The 16629-nt window shown below is 75.8% G+C and carries 14 protein-coding genes; 5 read left to right on the top strand and 9 right to left on the bottom strand.

Annotation, left to right across the window (positions count from 1 at the left end; genetic code table 11):
• Positions 1-54: 54 nt before the first annotated feature.
• The gene (locus ACWDVG_RS22085; protein WP_451701054.1) at positions 55-1092 is read right to left on the bottom strand and encodes an NAD-dependent epimerase/dehydratase family protein; all 1038 of its coding nucleotides are present in this window, start codon (positions 1090-1092) and stop codon (positions 55-57) included.
• Positions 1093-1246: 154 nt separating this feature from the next.
• Between ACWDVG_RS22085 and ACWDVG_RS22080 the strand changes: the two genes are divergently transcribed.
• Positions 1247-1495 carry a DUF5133 domain-containing protein gene (locus ACWDVG_RS22080; protein ID WP_451701053.1) on the top strand — a complete coding sequence of 83 codons (249 nt, stop codon included), beginning with the start codon at positions 1247-1249 and terminating at the stop codon, positions 1493-1495.
• 65 nt (positions 1496-1560) lie between these two features.
• Here ACWDVG_RS22080 and ACWDVG_RS22075 read toward each other — a convergent pair whose 3' ends face one another.
• Positions 1561-2943 (bottom strand): D-alanyl-D-alanine carboxypeptidase family protein, encoded by a 1383-nt coding sequence (locus tag ACWDVG_RS22075; protein WP_451701052.1) that lies wholly within the window; start codon positions 2941-2943, stop codon positions 1561-1563.
• A gap of 385 nt (positions 2944-3328) precedes the next feature.
• On the opposite strand from ACWDVG_RS22075, the gene ACWDVG_RS22070 reads away from it, so the two are divergent.
• The gene (locus ACWDVG_RS22070) at positions 3329-4579 is read left to right on the top strand and encodes a cytochrome P450 family protein (RefSeq protein ID WP_451701051.1); all 1251 of its coding nucleotides are present in this window, start codon (positions 3329-3331) and stop codon (positions 4577-4579) included.
• A gap of 48 nt (positions 4580-4627) precedes the next feature.
• Here the strand turns inward: ACWDVG_RS22070 and ACWDVG_RS22065 are convergent, their stop codons facing one another.
• From ACWDVG_RS22065 to ACWDVG_RS22045, 5 genes are all read right to left on the bottom strand, one after another.
• The gene (locus ACWDVG_RS22065; RefSeq protein ID WP_451701050.1) at positions 4628-4876 is read right to left on the bottom strand and encodes a hypothetical protein; all 249 of its coding nucleotides are present in this window, start codon (positions 4874-4876) and stop codon (positions 4628-4630) included.
• 61 nt (positions 4877-4937) lie between these two features.
• A complete protein-coding gene (locus ACWDVG_RS22060) occupies positions 4938-5414 on the bottom strand; it encodes an NUDIX domain-containing protein (protein WP_451701049.1) in 477 nt (158 codons plus the stop codon).
• 109 nt (positions 5415-5523) lie between these two features.
• Complete coding sequence (locus ACWDVG_RS22055; protein ID WP_451701048.1) at positions 5524-6756, bottom strand: FAD-dependent oxidoreductase; 1233 nt, start codon at positions 6754-6756, stop codon at positions 5524-5526.
• Positions 6753-8147, bottom strand: coding sequence for an FAD-dependent oxidoreductase (locus ACWDVG_RS22050; RefSeq protein WP_451701094.1), 1395 nt, complete (start codon positions 8145-8147; stop codon positions 6753-6755). Before ACWDVG_RS22050 ends, ACWDVG_RS22055 begins: the two co-directional genes overlap by 4 nt.
• 209 nt (positions 8148-8356) lie before the next feature.
• Entirely contained in the window at positions 8357-9799 is a 1443-nt protein-coding gene (locus ACWDVG_RS22045; RefSeq protein ID WP_451701047.1) for an FGGY family carbohydrate kinase, read from the bottom strand.
• 322 nt (positions 9800-10121) lie between these two features.
• Here ACWDVG_RS22045 and ACWDVG_RS22040 point away from each other — a divergent pair, with 322 nt between their 5' ends.
• Positions 10122-11096, top strand: a complete 975-nt coding sequence (locus ACWDVG_RS22040) for a hypothetical protein (protein WP_451701045.1) — start codon at positions 10122-10124, stop codon at positions 11094-11096.
• Positions 11097-11209: 113 nt separating this feature from the next.
• Entirely contained in the window at positions 11210-12748 is a 1539-nt protein-coding gene (locus ACWDVG_RS22035; protein ID WP_451701044.1) for an amino acid permease, read from the top strand.
• A 55-nt stretch (positions 12749-12803) separates the two neighbouring features.
• Here the strand turns inward: ACWDVG_RS22035 and ACWDVG_RS22030 are convergent, their stop codons facing one another.
• Positions 12804-13580 carry a GntR family transcriptional regulator gene (locus tag ACWDVG_RS22030; RefSeq protein WP_451701043.1) on the bottom strand — a complete coding sequence of 259 codons (777 nt, stop codon included), beginning with the start codon at positions 13578-13580 and terminating at the stop codon, positions 12804-12806.
• A 185-nt stretch (positions 13581-13765) separates the two neighbouring features.
• On the opposite strand from ACWDVG_RS22030, the gene ACWDVG_RS22025 reads away from it, so the two are divergent.
• Positions 13766-15106: a DUF2252 domain-containing protein gene (locus tag ACWDVG_RS22025; RefSeq protein WP_451701042.1), complete on the top strand. Its 1341-nt coding sequence runs from the start codon at positions 13766-13768 to the stop codon at positions 15104-15106.
• Between the two features lie 81 nt (positions 15107-15187).
• Here ACWDVG_RS22025 and ACWDVG_RS22020 read toward each other — a convergent pair whose 3' ends face one another.
• On the bottom strand, positions 15188-16621 hold the full coding sequence (locus tag ACWDVG_RS22020) for an FAD-dependent oxidoreductase (RefSeq protein ID WP_451701041.1): 1434 nt from the start codon (positions 16619-16621) through the stop codon (positions 15188-15190).
• Positions 16622-16629: the final 8 nt, after the last annotated feature.

Here is a 16629-nt window from a genome sequence, read left to right as displayed (position 1 = left end):
CACGGCCGGCCGCCACCCAGTCGCGGCCTATCAGCCGACGCGTCAGCCACCGCGTCAGCCGACGCGCCGGCCCGTCAGAGGCGCCGTGTCGTCGCCCGCGCCCGCCCGCACGCCGCGCAGGAAGGCGCCCAGGGCCTCCACCGAGCTCGCCTCCGGCTCCCACTCCAGCTGCCGTCGCGCCCGCTCGGTCGCCATCAGCGGCAGGTGCCGCATCGCTTCGAAGAGCCCCGGCGACGCGGGCACGAGCCGCAGATGCCAGGCCGTCGCCAGCGCGCCCCGCACCGCACCGGCCGGAACCCGCACCGGCCGTGCGTCCAGCAGCCGTCCCAGCAGCTCGGCGTCGACCACGGGCTCGGCGGCGAGGTTGAACGCGCCCCGGACGTCCCGCAGCAGCGCCCTGCGGTAGGCGTCCGCCGCGTCGTCCGTGTGCAGCACCTGGAACCGCAGGCCCGCGAACTCCGGCAGCAGCGGCAGCATCTCGGGCCGCATCAGCTGCCCGGGGAAGAACCGCCCGGCGAAGATCCGGCGCTGGCTGCTCGCCGACTCCTCCTTGAACAGGAACGCCGGACGCATCCGCACCACCCGGATCTGCGGATGGTCGCGCTCGAAGGTGTCGAGGACCCGCTCCAGATAGGCCTTCTCACGGGTGTAGGCGGCGTCGGGCCACCCGTGGGTCGGCCACTCCTCGGAGACGGGAGCACCACCGGACGGCCCGGGGGAGTAGGCCCCCACCGACGAGGCGTGCACCAGGACCGGGACCCGGGCCGCCGCGACGGCCTCGAAGACGCGCACCGAGCCCAGGACATTGGCCCGCCAGGTCTCCACCGGATCGTGCGTGGGACCGAACCGCCAGGCCAGGTGGACGACCGCGTCGGCGTCCGCCACGTGCTGCCGCAGCATCGGCTCGTCCCCCTCACGGGAGAGGTCCACCTCGGCCCACTCCACGCCCGACAGGTCGAGCGAGGGGCGGCGCCGGGCGAGTCCGAGGACGGAGCCGATCCGGGCGTCGGCGGCGAGGGCGCGCACCAGACTCGTACCGACATTGCCGGTGGCACCGGTGACGACCACGCGGGGGAGAGAGGTGGAGTTCATGACTCCGACCCTCCGCCATCCGGGGCCGGACCGCATTCCGGGGCGCCGGTCGTCACGGTGCGTGGTCGCGCGGGTCGCGCACATGGCGGTACGCCGCGACGATGAAGCGATGCCTTGCCGAGGGGGTCACAGGAGCACCCGCCAGGAGGATGCCATGCTGCTGCCCGACAGGAAGACGGTCGACCGGTTGCTGCGCCACTACCGTTCCCAGGAACGGATCGTGCGCGCCGGGCCGTGCGACCTGTCGGTCCGCCGGAGCTTCGAGGACACCGCGTACACGCTCTGTGTCCTGATGGGGGAGCGGACGGCCTCCGAGGCGGTGCGCGCCGCCGAACGGTACGTCGCCCGGCGCGGCCCGACCGGCCCCTGGCAGCAGCCCGTGAACAACGTCTCGGGCGCCTAGGCCATCTTCCGATCTCGCCCGCCGGAGCCCCGGCACCCGCCGCCGGGCCCCGGGGCGGCTCCGACCTACGACCGTTCGGCGTAGACGTGGTCGGTCGCGTTCCCGGCGCCGCCGCGGCGTCGCCAGGCCCACAGGGCGAGCGCCGCCGCACAGGCCGACCCCACGAGTGCCAGCGGCAGCCCGGCCGAGGCGCCCGGTCCCGCCTCCGCCTCCGCCTTGACGACGCCCTCCTTCGGTACGGGCGCGCCCGCCGCGCCCGGCACCGCCGGCGCCCCCACCCCGGACTCGCGCCCGGTCGCGGCTCCGTCCCGTACCGCCGACACCGCACGCGTACCGGCTTCGGGGGTGGTCGTCTTCTGCGTCGGCCCCGGGAGCAGCGAGCCCACCGGCTGGACCCGGCCCGCCGCGCCGAAGCCCCAGTCGAGCAGGTCCCTCGCCTCCTCGTACACGGCGAGACCACCGCCCCGCTGCGGGTTCATGACCGAGACGACGAGGGTGCGGCCGCCCCGCCGGGCCCCGGCGACGAGCGTGTTTCCGGCGTTGCTCGTGTAGCCGTTCTTGATGCCGATGAGCCCCGGGTAGCGAGCGACGCCGTCGGCGCCCGTCAGGAGCCGGTTGGTGTTGGCGATGCCGTACGACCAGGAGCCCGCCGGGAAGTCCGCGTACGGCGTCGAGCAGTACCGGGTGAACTCCGGGTCCTGGAGCCCGGCCCGTCCGAAGACGGCGAGGTCGAAGGCGGACGAGACCTGCCCCGGCGCGTCGTAGCCGTCGGGCGACACGACCCTGGTGTCGTGCGCGCCGAGCGCGCGGGCCTTCTCCTGCATCTGCTTCGCCATCGAGTCCCAGCCGCCGTTCATCGCGGCGAGCACGTGGACGGCGTCGTTGCCCGAGCTGAGGAAGACGCCGTTCCAGAGGTCCGACACCTTGTACGTGTACCCCTCCTTGATCCCCACCAGGCTGCTGCCCTCGCCGATCCCCGTCAGCTCGGAGTCGGCCACCGTGTGCCGTTCGGACGGGGCGTTGTGCGGGAGGGCCGTGAGCGCGAACAGCGTCTTCAGCGTGCTGGCGGGCGGAAGTCGCCGGTGCGCGTTCCGCGCGGCCAGCACCTCGCCCGTCGAGGCGTCGGCGACCACCCACGCCAGGGCGGAGACCGACGGCAGCTCCGGCGCACCCGCCAGCGGCTGCACGTGGGTGCCCCGCCGGTCGAGCCGGGCCCGGTCGACGAACCGCCGCGCGGGCGGCGTCGGCTCCCCGACCGCGCCGGGGGCGCGCACGGCCGAACCGGACGCGCCGCTCGCGGCGGCGCCCCGGCCCTCGGCGGCCGCCCGGCCCCCGACGGCGTGCGTGTCGTGCGTGGCGTGGGAGGCGGAGGCCACCGGAGCGGGCAGCACGAGCAGCAGTGCCGCGGTCCCCGCGGCGGCATGACGAACAGCTGACGTGACGATCATTCAGTCACCGTAGGAAGGGCCCGCACGGGACGCAGAGCGAAGTGCGCCGACCGGCGTAGCGGATCCTGCCCGCGGCGGCGCGTCGTTGGGCCGGGCGGGTGGCGCGCGCTCCGAAACGAGCCGACGGGACACCGCCCGACGGGTGCTCCGGCCCCGGCCCGACCGATGACCCGGCCCTGCCCGACGGGTGTTCCGGCCCCCGCCCGACCGATGACCCTGCCCTGCCGGAGCCGTGTCCCGTCCCCGGCCCAGGCCGCCCCGGCGCCCGCGAACATCCGCTTCCGCTTCCGCCGTGCGCAACCCCGGCCGCGTCCGCGCCGGTTGACCTTAGGATCGGTCCGCCCGGACGCCACCACCGGACCCGCGCCGCAGTCAGGAGCCCTTCGTGACCACACCGTCCAGCGCCGGAGCCGACCGGACCCCGTACCGCATCGACCCCGCGGGCGGCTGTCCGCACGCGGACAACGCCCGGCTGCTCGCCCGCGGCGCCGTCGCCCCGGTGCTCCTGCCCGGCGACATCGAGGGCATGGCGGTGCTCGGTCACGACGCCCTCCGCGGCTTCCTCGCCCACCCCGACGTCGCCAAGGGGCCCCAGCACTTCACCGCGCTCGTCGACGGCCGCATACCCGAGGGCTGGCCCCTGCGGACCTTCGCCGTCGTCCCCGGCATGACCACCGCGGACGGCGCCGACCACCGACGTCTGCGCGCCCTGGTCAGCAGTGCCTTCACCGTCCGGCGGGTCGAGGAGCTCCGCCCGCGGGTCGAGTCCCTGGCGGCCGGGTTCCTCGACGGCCTCGCCGAGGCCGCCCGCGCGGGGGACGGCGTCGCCGACCTCCGCCGCCACTACGCCCTGCCGCTGCCGCTCGGCGTCATCTGCGAACTCCTCGGCGTGGACCCGGCGCACCAGGAGCGGCTGCACCACCTCTCCGGCATCGTGGTCGCCACCGACACCGAACCCCCGCTGGCCCTCGCCGCCAACCGGGAGCTCGGCGAACTCCTTGCGGCCGTCGTCGCCGCCAAGGCGAAGGAGCCGGGCGACGACCTGACGAGCGCCCTGATCGCCGCCCGGGACGAGGGCGGTGACCGGCTCGCCCAGGCCGAGCTGATCGGCACCCTGCTGCTCCTGATCGTCGCCGGGCACGAGACGACCCTGAACCTGGTCACCAACGCCGTCCGGGCCCTCTGCGCCCACCGCGACCAACTCGCCCTGGTCGTCGAGGGCCGGGCCGACTGGGCGGACGTCGTGGAGGAGACCCTCCGCTGGGACAGCCCGGTCAGCTACTTCCCGTTCCGCTACCCGACCCGCGACCTCGTCGTCGACGGCACCCTCGTCCCCCGGGGCACCCCGGTCCTCGCGGGCTACTCGGCGGCCGGCCGGGACGCGAGCGTCCACGGTCCCGACGCCGACCGCTTCGACGTCACGAGGACCGTGCGGGCCAAGCACCTCTCCCTCGGCCACGGCCCGCACTACTGCCTGGGCGCCCCGCTCGCCCGGATGGAGGCGGCCGTCGCCCTGGAGGCGCTCTTCACCCGCTTCCCGGCGCTCGACCTGGCCGTCCCGGAAGCGGACCTGACCCGCCACTCCGGTTTCGTCGGCAACAGCGTCCGCGCGCTCCCGGTCCGCCTCACGGGCTGACCGGGACCCGCGCGTCCGCCCGCGCGTCCGTCCGCCGACCGCGGCCGCTCAGCCGACCCACCCCCACTCGCTCGCGGGGGAGGCCCGCAGCGAGGAGACGAGCCGCAGCAGCCGGTCCTCGTTTCCCGAGAGGCCCGCCGCGCGCAGCGCCTCGTCCGCCTCCGCCATGGGGTTGGCGAGCATCGCCGCGGCGTACGGGGCGAGCGACGGGTCGGTGAGCACGGCCTGGGTCGATTCGAGCAGCCGCAGGTACGCCTGGGCGGCGGCGCGCTCGGTTGCGGTGGCGATGGTGGTCATGTCGGGCTCCCTCTCGACGGATTGCCGCTCCCACCCTCTCGCACGGGTCTGACAATGGCCCTCAGGACCGCTCCTGGAGGTGTGTCACCAGCCGTTCGAGCAAGACCCGCTGACCCGCCACGAGCAGCGGCGCGGCCTCCTCGGGGCCGAACCAGCCCACGCGGTCGATCTCCGGGAACTCGGCCCGCACGCCCGAGCGGGGCGGCCACTCCATGGTGAACGTGCCCGGCACGACCGCCGCCGGGTCCAGGTCGCCCTCGACCGCCCACGCGACGACGGTCTTTCCGTTCCGCTGCCGGATCTCGCCGAGCGGGATCCACACCCCGTCGGGCGCGGGGAGCCCCAGCTCCTCCTCGAACTCCCGCCGCGCCGCCGCCTCCGGCGACTCCTCCGCCGTGTACTCGCCCTTCGGGACCGACCAGGCGGCCTCCTCCCGGGTCGCCCACAGGGGACCGCCCATGTGCCCGATGAGCACCTCCACGCCTCCGTCCGTCGTACGGCGGAAGACCAGAAGACCCGCGCTGCGCTTGCCCGTCATGCCGTCAGTCTCCCCCGGGACCGCCCACCGGGCGAGTAGCGCACGACCCGAGCGCCCGCAAGCGCGTCGCGCGCCCGCCCGTGCGCCCGCCGGCCCGCCCGCCGCCGGCTCACTCCTCGACGCCGACCACCACCGGCCCACCCGCCGGATCGACCCCGTCCGTCCACGCCGGACCCAGCCGCACCGACCGCCACGGCACCACCGCGGCCCGCAGCCGCTCGCGCCGCAGCACCGCGCCGCCCTGGCCCACGGTCAGGACGGGCCGGGACAACGGCCGGGCGGCCCGCACGGACAGGGGCGCGTCCCCCGGCCCGAGCAGCCCGGGCACCACCCAGCGCAGCGGCCCCGCCGTCTCCACCGGAACCCCGGCGCACGGCCCCGACCGCCCCGCCAGATGGTCGAGTACGGCTCCGGCGGCGGCCCGCCCCTCCGCCGCGGCCGCCACGGCCGCCTCCACCCCCCGCAGCAGGTTCCCCGCGGCGAACACCCCGGGCGCCCCCGTCCGGAACCCGGCGTCGACCAGCGGGCCGCGGCTCCCCGGCGCGAGCGGCAGCCCACCGGAACGGGCCAGTTCGTGCTCGGGCACCCAGTCCCCGGTGAGGACCACCGTGTCGCACCGCAGCAGCCGCGCGCGCCCGTCCCGCCCCGCTACCGCGACCCCGCTCAGCCGTCCCCGTCCGACCACTTCCGTCACGACCGTCTCCACCAGCAGCGGCGGCGGTACGGCTCCGAGGGCCGCGGTCCGCGCCCCCTCGGTGACCACCGCCACCACGTGCACGCCCGCACCCCGCAGCGCGCGGACGGCGTGCCGAGCCACCGGCTCGCCGCCGACGACCACGGCCCGCCGCCCGAGCGCCTCCCGGCCCGCCGCCACCGTCTCCCGGTCGCCGGACCCCAGCAGCGCCACCGTCCGCTGGAGCTCGCCCGTGGTGAACACCCCCGCCGGGCGTGAGCCCGGCAGCAGGCGGGCGCCGCGCGGGCGTTCGCGCGCCCCGGTCGCGAGCAGCACGGCCCGGGCCCCGATCCGTTCGGTTCCGGTGGGCGCCGTCACCTCCAGGGTGAGCGGCCCGCTCCACCCGGTCGCCGACACGCCGGTGCGCACCGCGGCCCCGGCGCGCAGCGCCGTCCGGACCGCGCGCCGCGCGGCGGCGGGACCGTCGAGCGCCCGGCCCCGCGCGTCGGTGCCGAACCCCGGGTGCGCGCAGTGCCGCGGCACGCCGCCCGCGGCCGGTTCGCGTTCCAGGACCTCGACCCGGCCCGCCCCGGCGGCGGCGAGCCGGGCGGCCGCGGCGAGCCCCGCCGGGCCCGCGCCCACCACCAGGACGTCGACCGTACGGTTCACCGTGCCCCCTTCCCGTACCGCGCGGAGAGCTTCCGCAGCTCCGCGCCGCAGTGGTTCCCCTGGCACCGGCCGGCCCGTGCGCGCGTGCGGCGGCGCAGCCCGTCGAGTCCGGCCGGCGGGATCGCGGAGGCGAACGCGTCCCGGATCTCCCCCCGCGTGACCCGCTCGCAGTGGCAGACGATCGCCCCGAACTCCGGGTCCCGGGCGATCAGTTCGCCGTCCCGGTACGGGCGGGGGAAGGACTCGCCCAGGTTCGGCATCCGCACCGGGGGGAGCGGCCGCTCGGGGCCCGGGTCGAGGCCGCAGTCGACGAGAAGGCCGAGGACGTGCTCGGCGAGCGCCAGGGACGCCGAGAGCCCGGTGGACCGGATGCCGCCCACCGTCACGTACCGCAGCGCGGGACGGGCCGCGCAGGCGTAGTCCTCCCGCCCGACGGAGGCCCGCAGCCCCGCGTAGACCGCGGTCACCTCCTCGTCGAGCAGCGCGGGCACGATGCGCGCCCCGCACTCGCGGAGCCCGGCGATGCCGTCCGCCGTCGTGCCGGTGGCCGTCTTGTCGTCGAGGTCCTCGGCGGTCGGCCCGAGCATGACGTTCCCGAACACGGTCGGGGTGATCAGCACCCCCTTGCCGAGCCGGCCGGGGACGGGCAGCAGGATGTGCCGGACCAGGTCGCGCGCGAACCGGTCGAAGACCAGGAGCTGTCCCCGGCGCGGGGTGACGGTGAAGTCGCGGTGGCCGAGGAGACCGTCGAAGGCGTCCGCGTACAGGCCGCAGGCGTTGACGAGGAACCGGGTCCGCAGCTCCCCGCGCGAGGTGCCGATCCGGTGCAGCGGCGTGCCCGTGCCGACCGACTCCACCCGGCACGCGAGGTGCAGGTCGACGCCGGAGCGCACGGCCTGGGTGGCGTACGCGAGGGTGGTCGTCCAGGGGCAGATCACCGACTCGCCGGGCACGGCGAGCGCGGCCGGCGCTCCCGGCCCCAGATGCGGCTCGCGGCGCCGCAGCGCCTCCGCGTCGAGGAGCCGGGTGCCGTGGTGGCCGTTGCGCTCCGCCTTCTCCATGAGCCCCGGGAGCGCCGCCCGCTGCTCCTCGTCCCAGGCCACGAGGAGCGCGCCGAGCGGCTCCACGGGGATGCCGGCCTCGCGGGCGTACGCGCCCAGCATCCGGTGCCCTTCCCGTACGAGCCGGGCCTCCAGGGTGCCGGGTACGGCGTCGAACCCGGTGTGCAGGATGGCCGTGTTCGCCTTGGACGTGCCGTCGCCGACGTCGTCCGCGGCGTCCACGAGCGCCACGCGCAGCGGATACCGTCCCAACGCCCGCGCGACGGCGCACCCGACCACCCCGGCGCCGACGACCACGACGTCGTACGCGTCGTCGGCCCCGACGGGCAGCGGCCCGCGCCGCGTGACGGCCCCGGTACTCCGTGCCCCTTCGCCACCGGCCCGGCGCCGCGCCGCTCCGGGTGCCTTCGCCCGAGCGGCCGCGGCCGCCCTCCCCCTCGCCGTCGCCGTCGCCTCCGCGGTGGCGGTCGCCCCCGCCCTCTCCGGTGCCGTCGCCCTCTCCGCCGCCGTCGCGGTCACCCTGGGCGGCACCCCGGCCGTCACCGCCCGTCCGTCCCGACGAGCGCGTCGACCGCCGTGCGGAACCGGGCGAGGCGTTCGGCCGCCTCGTCGGGCGTGATCATCGGCTCGTACACGGCGGACGGCTTCCACTCCGGTACGGCCTCGTGGACGGCGAGCCCGGGACGCCGGCCGAGCCGGGCCACGGCGCCGACGCCGAGGGCCGTCGCGTCGGGCGACGCCGCCACCTCGACCGGCCGTTGCAGCAGGTCGGCCTGGGTCTGCATGAGGAGTGCCGAGCGGGTCAGGCCGCCGTCGGCGCGCAGCGCCGTCAGGGGCGCGCCCCGGTCGGCCGCCACGGCCGAGGCCAGCTCCACGACCTGTGCGGCGATGCCCTCGCAGAGCGCCCGGACCAGGTGCCCGGGGGTGGTGTCGAGGCCGAGGCCGGTCAGCGAACCGCGCGCGTCGCCGCGCCACCACGGCGCCGCGAGCCCGGCGAGGGCGGGTACGAAGGTGACCCCGCCGGTGTCCGGGACGGCGCCGCCGACGGGGTCGAGCGCCTCGGGCCCGGCGATGACGCCGAGGTCGGTGAGCCAGCGGACGGCGGAGGCGACCGTGTACACCTGGCCGTCGAGGCAGTGGGTGGTCCGGCCGCCGAGCCGCCAGGCGACGCAGCCGACGAGGCCGGTCGTGGACGGCAGGGGCTCGGGGCCCGTCTGTGCCAGGAGGAACGCGCCCGTGCCGTACGTGCACTTGGCGGCGGCCGGGTCGGTAGCGCTCTGCGCCAGCAGCGCCGCCTGCTGGTCGACGAGCAGTCCGGTGAGCGGGACGGGCGCCCCGAAGGCGGTCGTGGTGCCGACCGGCGCGTCGCAGTCGACCACCCGGGGGAGCGGCTCGCCTCCGAGGCCGTACAGGTCGAGGGCCCGGTCCGACCAGGCGACCGCGGCCGGGTCGAGGAGTCCGGTGCGGCCCGCGGTGGCGGCGTCCGTGACGAAGGCGCCCGTGAGCCGGTGCACGAGCCAGGCGTCACTGGTGGTGACGGTCCCGGCCCCGGTGGCGTGACGACGGATCCAGGCCATCTTCGGCGCGGCGAAGTAGGGATCGAGCGGCAGACCGGTGATCCGTGTCAACTCCGTTGCGCGCCGGGCGAGTTCGTCGCAGACGGAGGTGGCCCTGCGGTCCTGCCAGACCAGCGCGTCGGTGAGCGGCTCGCCGGTGACCGGGTCCCAGGCGAGGACGGTCTCGCCCTGGTTCGCGAGGCCCACGGCCTCCACCGCGGTGCCGGCCTCCGCGAGCGCCGCCCGTCCGGCGTCGACGACGGAGTCGTACAGCTCGCGCGGGTCGACCTCCACCCGTCCGCCCGGCAGGTGGCGGGGCCGTACCGGCGCCGTGCCCGTCCCGATCACCCCGCGCTCGGGGCACAGGACGAGTGCCTTCGTGCCCGAGGTGCCCTGGTCGACGGCGAGTACCGGACCGCCCGTCATGTACGCCCTCCCGTGCTGCGGACCGGCCGCGGCCCGCCGCCCGGCGGGTGATCGTCCGGTCACCGAAAAGGGTCAGGGTGTCGCCCACGGTGACGCCCGTCAACCCCGGTGCGACGAGCCTGTCAGGTCGCGCGGCATACCTGACAGTAAGTCAAATTCAGTCGCTGGCCGAATAGTTACGGTCACGGAGGAAAGTGGACCGGTCACGTCCAGTGGCCCCTATAGTGATCGCCGACCAACGGCCGGGACGCCGGCCGGGGGGCTGACCACCCCTCCACGCCCAACGAGGACCCATGCCATCCACACCACGCCCGACCCCCTGATGGCCGGACACGGATTCCGGCCCGTCTACCACCCCGCCGGCCACGACAACGCCCTGCGCCACGCCCTCCAGGACGTGCGCGCCGGCCGCTGGGTCTCCATGGCCCGGCTCCTCGACGAGACCACCGGCTGGGACGGCTGGACCCGCCGCACCCAGGTCCTCGCCACGGTCGCCGCCGGCACCGACGTCGTCCACACCTGGCGCACCGAACAGCCCGGGAGCGTCGCCGCCGCCGTCATGCACGGCCGCGTCGCCGTCGAACGCGCCGTCCGCGCCCACCGCGCCGGACACGCCCGCACCCGCGAGCTCTGGCAGGAGGCCTGGACCGCCTGCCGGGACGCGGCCGAACACGCCCCCACCGACCCCGTGCCCTGGATCGGGCTCCTCGCCCTCGCCGTCCTCGACGGACGCCAGCGGATGGCCGAACACCGGCTCGCGCCGCCCGCCCCCATGCTGCCGCCCGGCCCCTGGGGCCTCCTCGCCGAAGTCGAGAAGCGCGACCCGCACAACCGCGAGGGGCACCACCGGATGCTCCAGTGCGTCTACGCCCGCACCCGCGGGCCGCTCTCCGAGGCCGTCAACTACGCGCAGTGGGCCGCCGCGTCGGCCCCCGTGGGCTCCGCCCTGCACGCGCTCCCGCTCTACGTCCGCGTCGAGCGCTACCGCCGCGAGAACGGCCACGAACGCGCCCTGGACCTGCACTGGGTCGCCGAGGACGCCGTGCGCGACGCCCAGCGGGCCCTCGACGCCTGGTTCCTCTTCTGCGCCACCGACGAGGCCTCGCTGCTCGACCTGAACCACCTCGCGCACGCCCTCTACGGAGCCCTCCGCTTCGCCGACGCGGCCCGCGTCTTCGAGGCGCTCGGCCCGTACTACACCACCGTGCCCTGGGCCTACCGCACCGAACGGCCCGACGACCGCGCCCTGGCCGAGGAGGTCTTCCTGCGCGCCCGCGCCCGCTGCACGGGCGACTGACGGCCAAGGCCCCCCGCCGCTCCCCCCACGTCCCCGCGCAGGACGCCGTCCCCCGCGACCCGCGTACGACCCCGTCCCCGCGTACGACCCCGTCCCCCGGAGGAAACCCGCTCATGTCCCGCACCGCCCCCCACGACGCGATACGCACGCCCCGCGACCCCGCGCCCGCGCAGGACGAGGAGGCCCGGCTCAGAGAGCTCGGCTACCAGCCCGTCCTCGCCCGCCGCATGGGCGGCTTCGGCAACTTCGCCATCAGCTTCTCCGTCATCTCCATCCTCTCCGGCTGCATGACGCTGTACGGCTTCGGCCTCGGCACCGGCGGCCCCGCCGTCATGCTCTGGGGCTGGGCCGGAGTCGGCCTCTTCGTCCTCTGCGTCGGCCTCGCCCTCGCGGAGGTCACCAGTGCCTACCCCACCTCCGGGGCGCTCTACTACATGGCCGACCGGCTCGGCGGACGCCGCTGGGGCTGGTACACCGGCTGGCTGAACCTGCTCGGTCTGCTCGGCGCCATCGCCGGCATCGACTACGGCGCCGCCCTCTTCACCGGCGCCTTCCTCAACCTGCAGTGGGGCTTCGAGCCGACCCCGGGCTCGACGTTCCTCATCTTCCTGGCCATCCTGCTCCTGCACGCCGTCCTCAACCTCTTCGGCGTCCGCCTCGTCAGCGTGCTCAACTCGATCAGCGTCTGGTGGCACCTCGCGGGCGTGGCCGTGATCGTCGGCGCCCTCGCGATCGTCCCGGACCACCACCAGTCGGCCGAGTTCGTCTTCACCGAGTTCGTCAACGACACCGGCTGGGCGAACCCCTTCTACGTCGCTGCCGTCGGCCTGCTCCTCGCCCAGTACACGTTCTCCGGCTACGACGCCTCGGCCCACCTCTCCGAGGAGACCTCCAACGCCTCCGTCACCGCCGCCAAGGGCATCGTCCGCGCCATCTGGGTCTCCTGGATCGCCGGCTTCGCGCTGCTCGCCGGGCTGACCTTCGCGATCCAGGACTACGCCGCCACGCAGAACAGCGCCACCGGCGTCCCGCCCGCCCAGATCCTCCTCGACGCGCTCGGCACCGGTGGCGCCACCGCCCTGCTCCTCGTCGTGATCGTCGCCCAGCTCTTCTGCGGCAACGCAGAGGTGGCCGCCGCGAGCCGCATGGTCTTCGCCTTCAGCCGCGACAACGCGCTGCCCGGCTCGGCCCTCTGGCGCAAGGTCAGCACCCGCACCCAGACCCCGGTCCCGGCGGTCTGGCTCGCCGTCGGCGTGGCCGCGCTGCTCGCCGTTCCCTCGCTCTACTCGGCCACCGCCTACGGCGCGGTCACCGCGATCAACGTCATCGGCATCACCCCGGCGTACGCCATCCCGATCTACCTGCGCCTGCGCGCCGGTGACCGGTTCGTCCCCGGCCCCTGGAGCCTCGGCCGATGGAGCCGCCCGATCGGCTGGACCGCCGTCGTGTGGGTGGCCGTCGTGACCGTGCTGTTCTGCCTGCCGCAGAAGTCGCCGGTCACGGTCGACACGATGAACTACGCGGTGATCGCCCTCGCCGTCGTCCTCGTCCTCGCCAGCGTCTGGTGGTACGTGGCACGCCGCTCGTACGGCACCCCGACCGCGTACGGCAACGCCCGCGAGGAGGCGGAGATCGCCGAGGGCATCGTCTGACACGCCCGGGACCTCGCGGGCCCACCGGGAGCCGGGGGCCCGGGCGCCGGGGGCCTCAGCCCGTGAACTCGTACGTCCACGCCGCCCTGGCGGCGGAGAAGTCGATGTCCGTGATCTCCAGGGCGTGCCCGTGCTGATCGCTCACCACCCGGTGGACGAGCAGCCGGGCCGCCCCGCCGCCCGCCGCCGTCAGGGGCCCCGGCGGCACGCCGACCGACTCCCGGTGCGTGATCCGCAGTCCGGCCTGGTGCATCCAGTGGTACAGGAGCCGCAGGTCCGGCTGCCGGTGACAGTCCCTGCCCCGCCGGTAGCGGGCCAGCTGCGGGATCTCCGTCAGCGCGGCGCGCGAGAACCACGACACCGCCCGCTGGAGCAGCGCCCCCTGCGGGCCGAGCACCAGGTGCCGGTGGACGAGCGTGGGCTCCCCGGGGGTGAGCAGCAGCCGGGGCGCCAGCGGGGTCGGCGGGGCCTCCCAGGCGAGCGAGGCGCGCACCAGGGCGTCGGAGGCCCGAGGGCCGCCGGGGAAGGTCGGCCGGTGGGCGGCGCGCGGTGCCGCCGCGGCGGGTTCGGGACCGGGGGCGCCGCCCGCGGCGAAGGTGCCGCGCCGGTCGGTGACCACGAGCCCTTCCTCGCGCAGGAGGTGCAGGGCGCTGCGGACGGTCTGCCGGTTGACGTGGTACCGCTGCGCCAGGGAACGTTCGGAGGGCAGCCGGCTGCCCGGGGCGAGCCGCTGCCGGGTCAGGTCCTCGCGCAGGGCCGCGGCGACCCGGAGGTACAGCGGCGCCTCCAGCACCTCGGCGTCGGGCACGGGTTCGGGTGCGGGTTCGGCCATGGGAAACCACCCTCTCTTCGCTCAGCGTGATCGCATGGGCCGTATGGGTGATCAATTCCTATCATTGGTCTAAACCATTCCGCTAGGCCGGTCGCGCGAAGTGGCCGAAAGGAGCGCCGCATCGTGTAATGGGCTCCAGGCGACGCGGCTCTGCCGCGTCGGCGAGGGAAGGTCGGTGAGGCCGGATGACGACACCCACGGATCGCGCCGCGCGGGGCCGGACCGCCCGGAGGAGCGTCCCCCGCTCCTCGCACGGACGGTGGATCCCCTCCTCGCAGCGCCCGGACCCGCTGACGGTCCTTGAGCGCGAGTCCGCCGACCGGCTGCCCGAGTTCGTGCCCGTCCGGTACGGGCGGATGTCGGCGTCCCCCTTCGCCTTCTTCCGCGGCGCCGCCGCGATCATGGCGGCCGACCTCGCCGCCCAGCGCCACACCGGCCTCACCGTCCAGCTGTGCGGCGACGCGCACCTGCTCAACTTCGGCGTCTACGCCTCCCCCGAACGGACGCTCCTCTTCGACGTGAACGACTTCGACGAGACGCTCCCCGGCCCCTTCGAGTGGGACGTCAAGCGGCTCGCCGCCAGCGTGGCCGTCGCCGCCCTCGAGAACGGCAGCCCCGCCCCCAAGGCCCACCGCGCCGCCCTCGCCGCCACCGAGGCCTACCGCACCGCCATGCACCGGCTGGCCACGATGGGTGAACTGGAGGTCTGGTACGAGCGGATCGCCGCCGACGACCTGGTCCCGCTGGCCCGCCGGGAGCGCCGCGCCCGCGTCGAGAACAGGCTCGCCCGCGCCCGCCGCCGCACCAGCCTCCAGGCGCTGGAACGGCTCACGGAGGTGGATGCCTCCGGAGCCCGCCACCTGGTCGACGACCCGCCGCTCCTCGAACGCGTCACCGACCTCGACCGGGTCACCCTCGGCAAGATCTTCAGCGACTACCGCAGCTCGCTCGCCGAGGAGCGCCGCGTCCTCCTCGACCGCTACCGCTTCCTGGAGGCGGCCCGCAAGGTCGTCGGCGTCGGCAGCGTCGGCACCCGCTGCTTCGTCGTCCTCCTCGAAGGCCGCGACGACACGGACCCGCTCTTCCTGCAGATCAAGGAGGCCGGCCGCTCCGTCCTTGAGCCGTACCTGCCGCCGAGCGCCCACAGCCATCAGGGCCGACGCGTCGTGCACGGCCAGCGGCTCATCCAGGCCGCGAGCGACATCTTCCTCGGCTGGGTGAGCGGCCCGGCGGAACGCCACTTCTACTGGCGGCAGCTGCGCGACATGAAGGGCTCGGCCGAGGTCGAGACGATGAGCCCGGCCGACCTGCGCGACTACGCCCGCCTCTGCGGCCGCGCACTCGCCCGCGCCCACGCCCGTTCCGGCGACCGCATCGCCATCGCGGCCTACCTCGGCACCTCGGACGTCTTCGACCGCGCCGTCGCCGACTTCTCGCTCGCCTACGCGAGCCAGAACGCCGACGACTTCGCGACCCTCGGCGCGGCGATAGCGGCGGGCATGGTGACGGCCGCACCGGGCGTCTGACGCCCCGGCGCGGCCGCCTCACCGTCGCATGCGCGCCCCGGAGCGCTCCCCGGCGCGGTCGCCTCACCGTCGGGCCGTCGCCTACGCGCCCCGCAGCAGCGGCGGCTCCGCCGGGGTCGGGTGGACGGGGCCGAAGAGGACCGCGCGGGCCACCCGCGGTGCGAACAGCACGGTCAGCGGGTCCGTCAGGGTCAGCGCGCGCCGGAAGGGGGCGCCCACGACCGGATCGCCCGAGGCGCGCTCCTGCACGCGCGCCAGGTACCAGCCCACCGCCTTGTCCAGCGGGCCCGGGCGGGCCGCGTCCCCGGTCGCACCCGGCATCTTCTTGTCGGCGCCCGCCGAGATGTCCCAGGCCTGCCGGGAGGAGGCGAGCAGCGCCCGCTGCACGGTCCGGGTGGTCGGGGTCCGCTTCGGGTCGGACAGCGCCTTGCGCAGCGCCACCGCGTTCAGCGCCGCCACGGCCATGCCCTGGCCGTAGATCGGGTTGAAGGCGCACAGCGCGTCACCGGTGGCGAGGAACCCGGCCGGGCGGCGGCCCGGACGGTCGTACCGCCGCCGGACGTTGGCCGTCCTGCGGAAGCCGTGCACCGGCGACTCCGGCTCGGCCCGCGCCAGCCAGTCGCTGATCACCGGATGCGGCAGCCGCTTGGCGTACTCCTCGAACGCGCCCTCCTCCGTGGGCGGTTCGTCGCCGCGCAGCCCGGAGAGCGTCACCAGGTGCCGTCCGTCGCCGAGCGGCAGCACCACCGCCCCGTACACCATCTCCGGGTTGGGCACGACGTAGTAGCCGATCGCGTCCGTCTCGGGGCCCCCGGGCGTCGTGCGGTAGACGCGGGTGCTGTACGCGAGGCCGGTGTCGAGCGTCTCCTCGTGCGGGGCCTCCGCGCCGATGCCGGCCAGCCAGTCCGACGCCTTCGTGGAGCGGCCCGACGCGTCCACGACCAGGTCGGCGGCGAGCGTCCGCACGGCCTTCCCACCCCCCGCACCCGCGCCCGCGCCCGAACCCGCGCCCGGACCCGAACCCGCGCCCCGCTCGCGCAGCCGCACGCCCGTGACCCGCGCGGAGTCCCCGGTGAGGCCGACGGTCTCGGTCCCCTGGAGCAGTTCGATCCGCGGATCGGCGAGGACCCGCTGCCGCACCAGCCACTCCAGCTGGGGCCGCGGCCCGCTGTAGAAGTGGGCGGTCGCGGGCGTGCGGCGGAACCACTGGCCGTTCTGCCACTGCACCATGTCCTCGGGCATGCCCACCCGGGGCGCGCCGAGCTCGCGCAGCTCGTCCGTGAAGCCGGGCAGCAGCTCGTCGAGTGCCTGCTGGCCTCCGGCGATCAGTACGTGGAGGTGGCGGCCCTGCGGCACCCCCGGCCGGGCCTCCGGTCCCTCCGGGAAGCGGTCGCGCTCGACGACCGTCACCTTCTCCGCGTGCTCGGCGAGGACCCGCGCGGCCAGCAGCCCCGCGAGACTTCCCCCGATGACCACCGCGTGACGCGTCGCGCGGTTCCCCAAGTCGTCGGCCATGCCCGCCC

Source organism: Streptomyces sp. NPDC003327 (assembly GCF_053589515.1).
The sequence above is the reverse complement of the archived record's forward strand: the minus strand, read 5'-3'. Positions and strand labels throughout refer to the sequence as shown.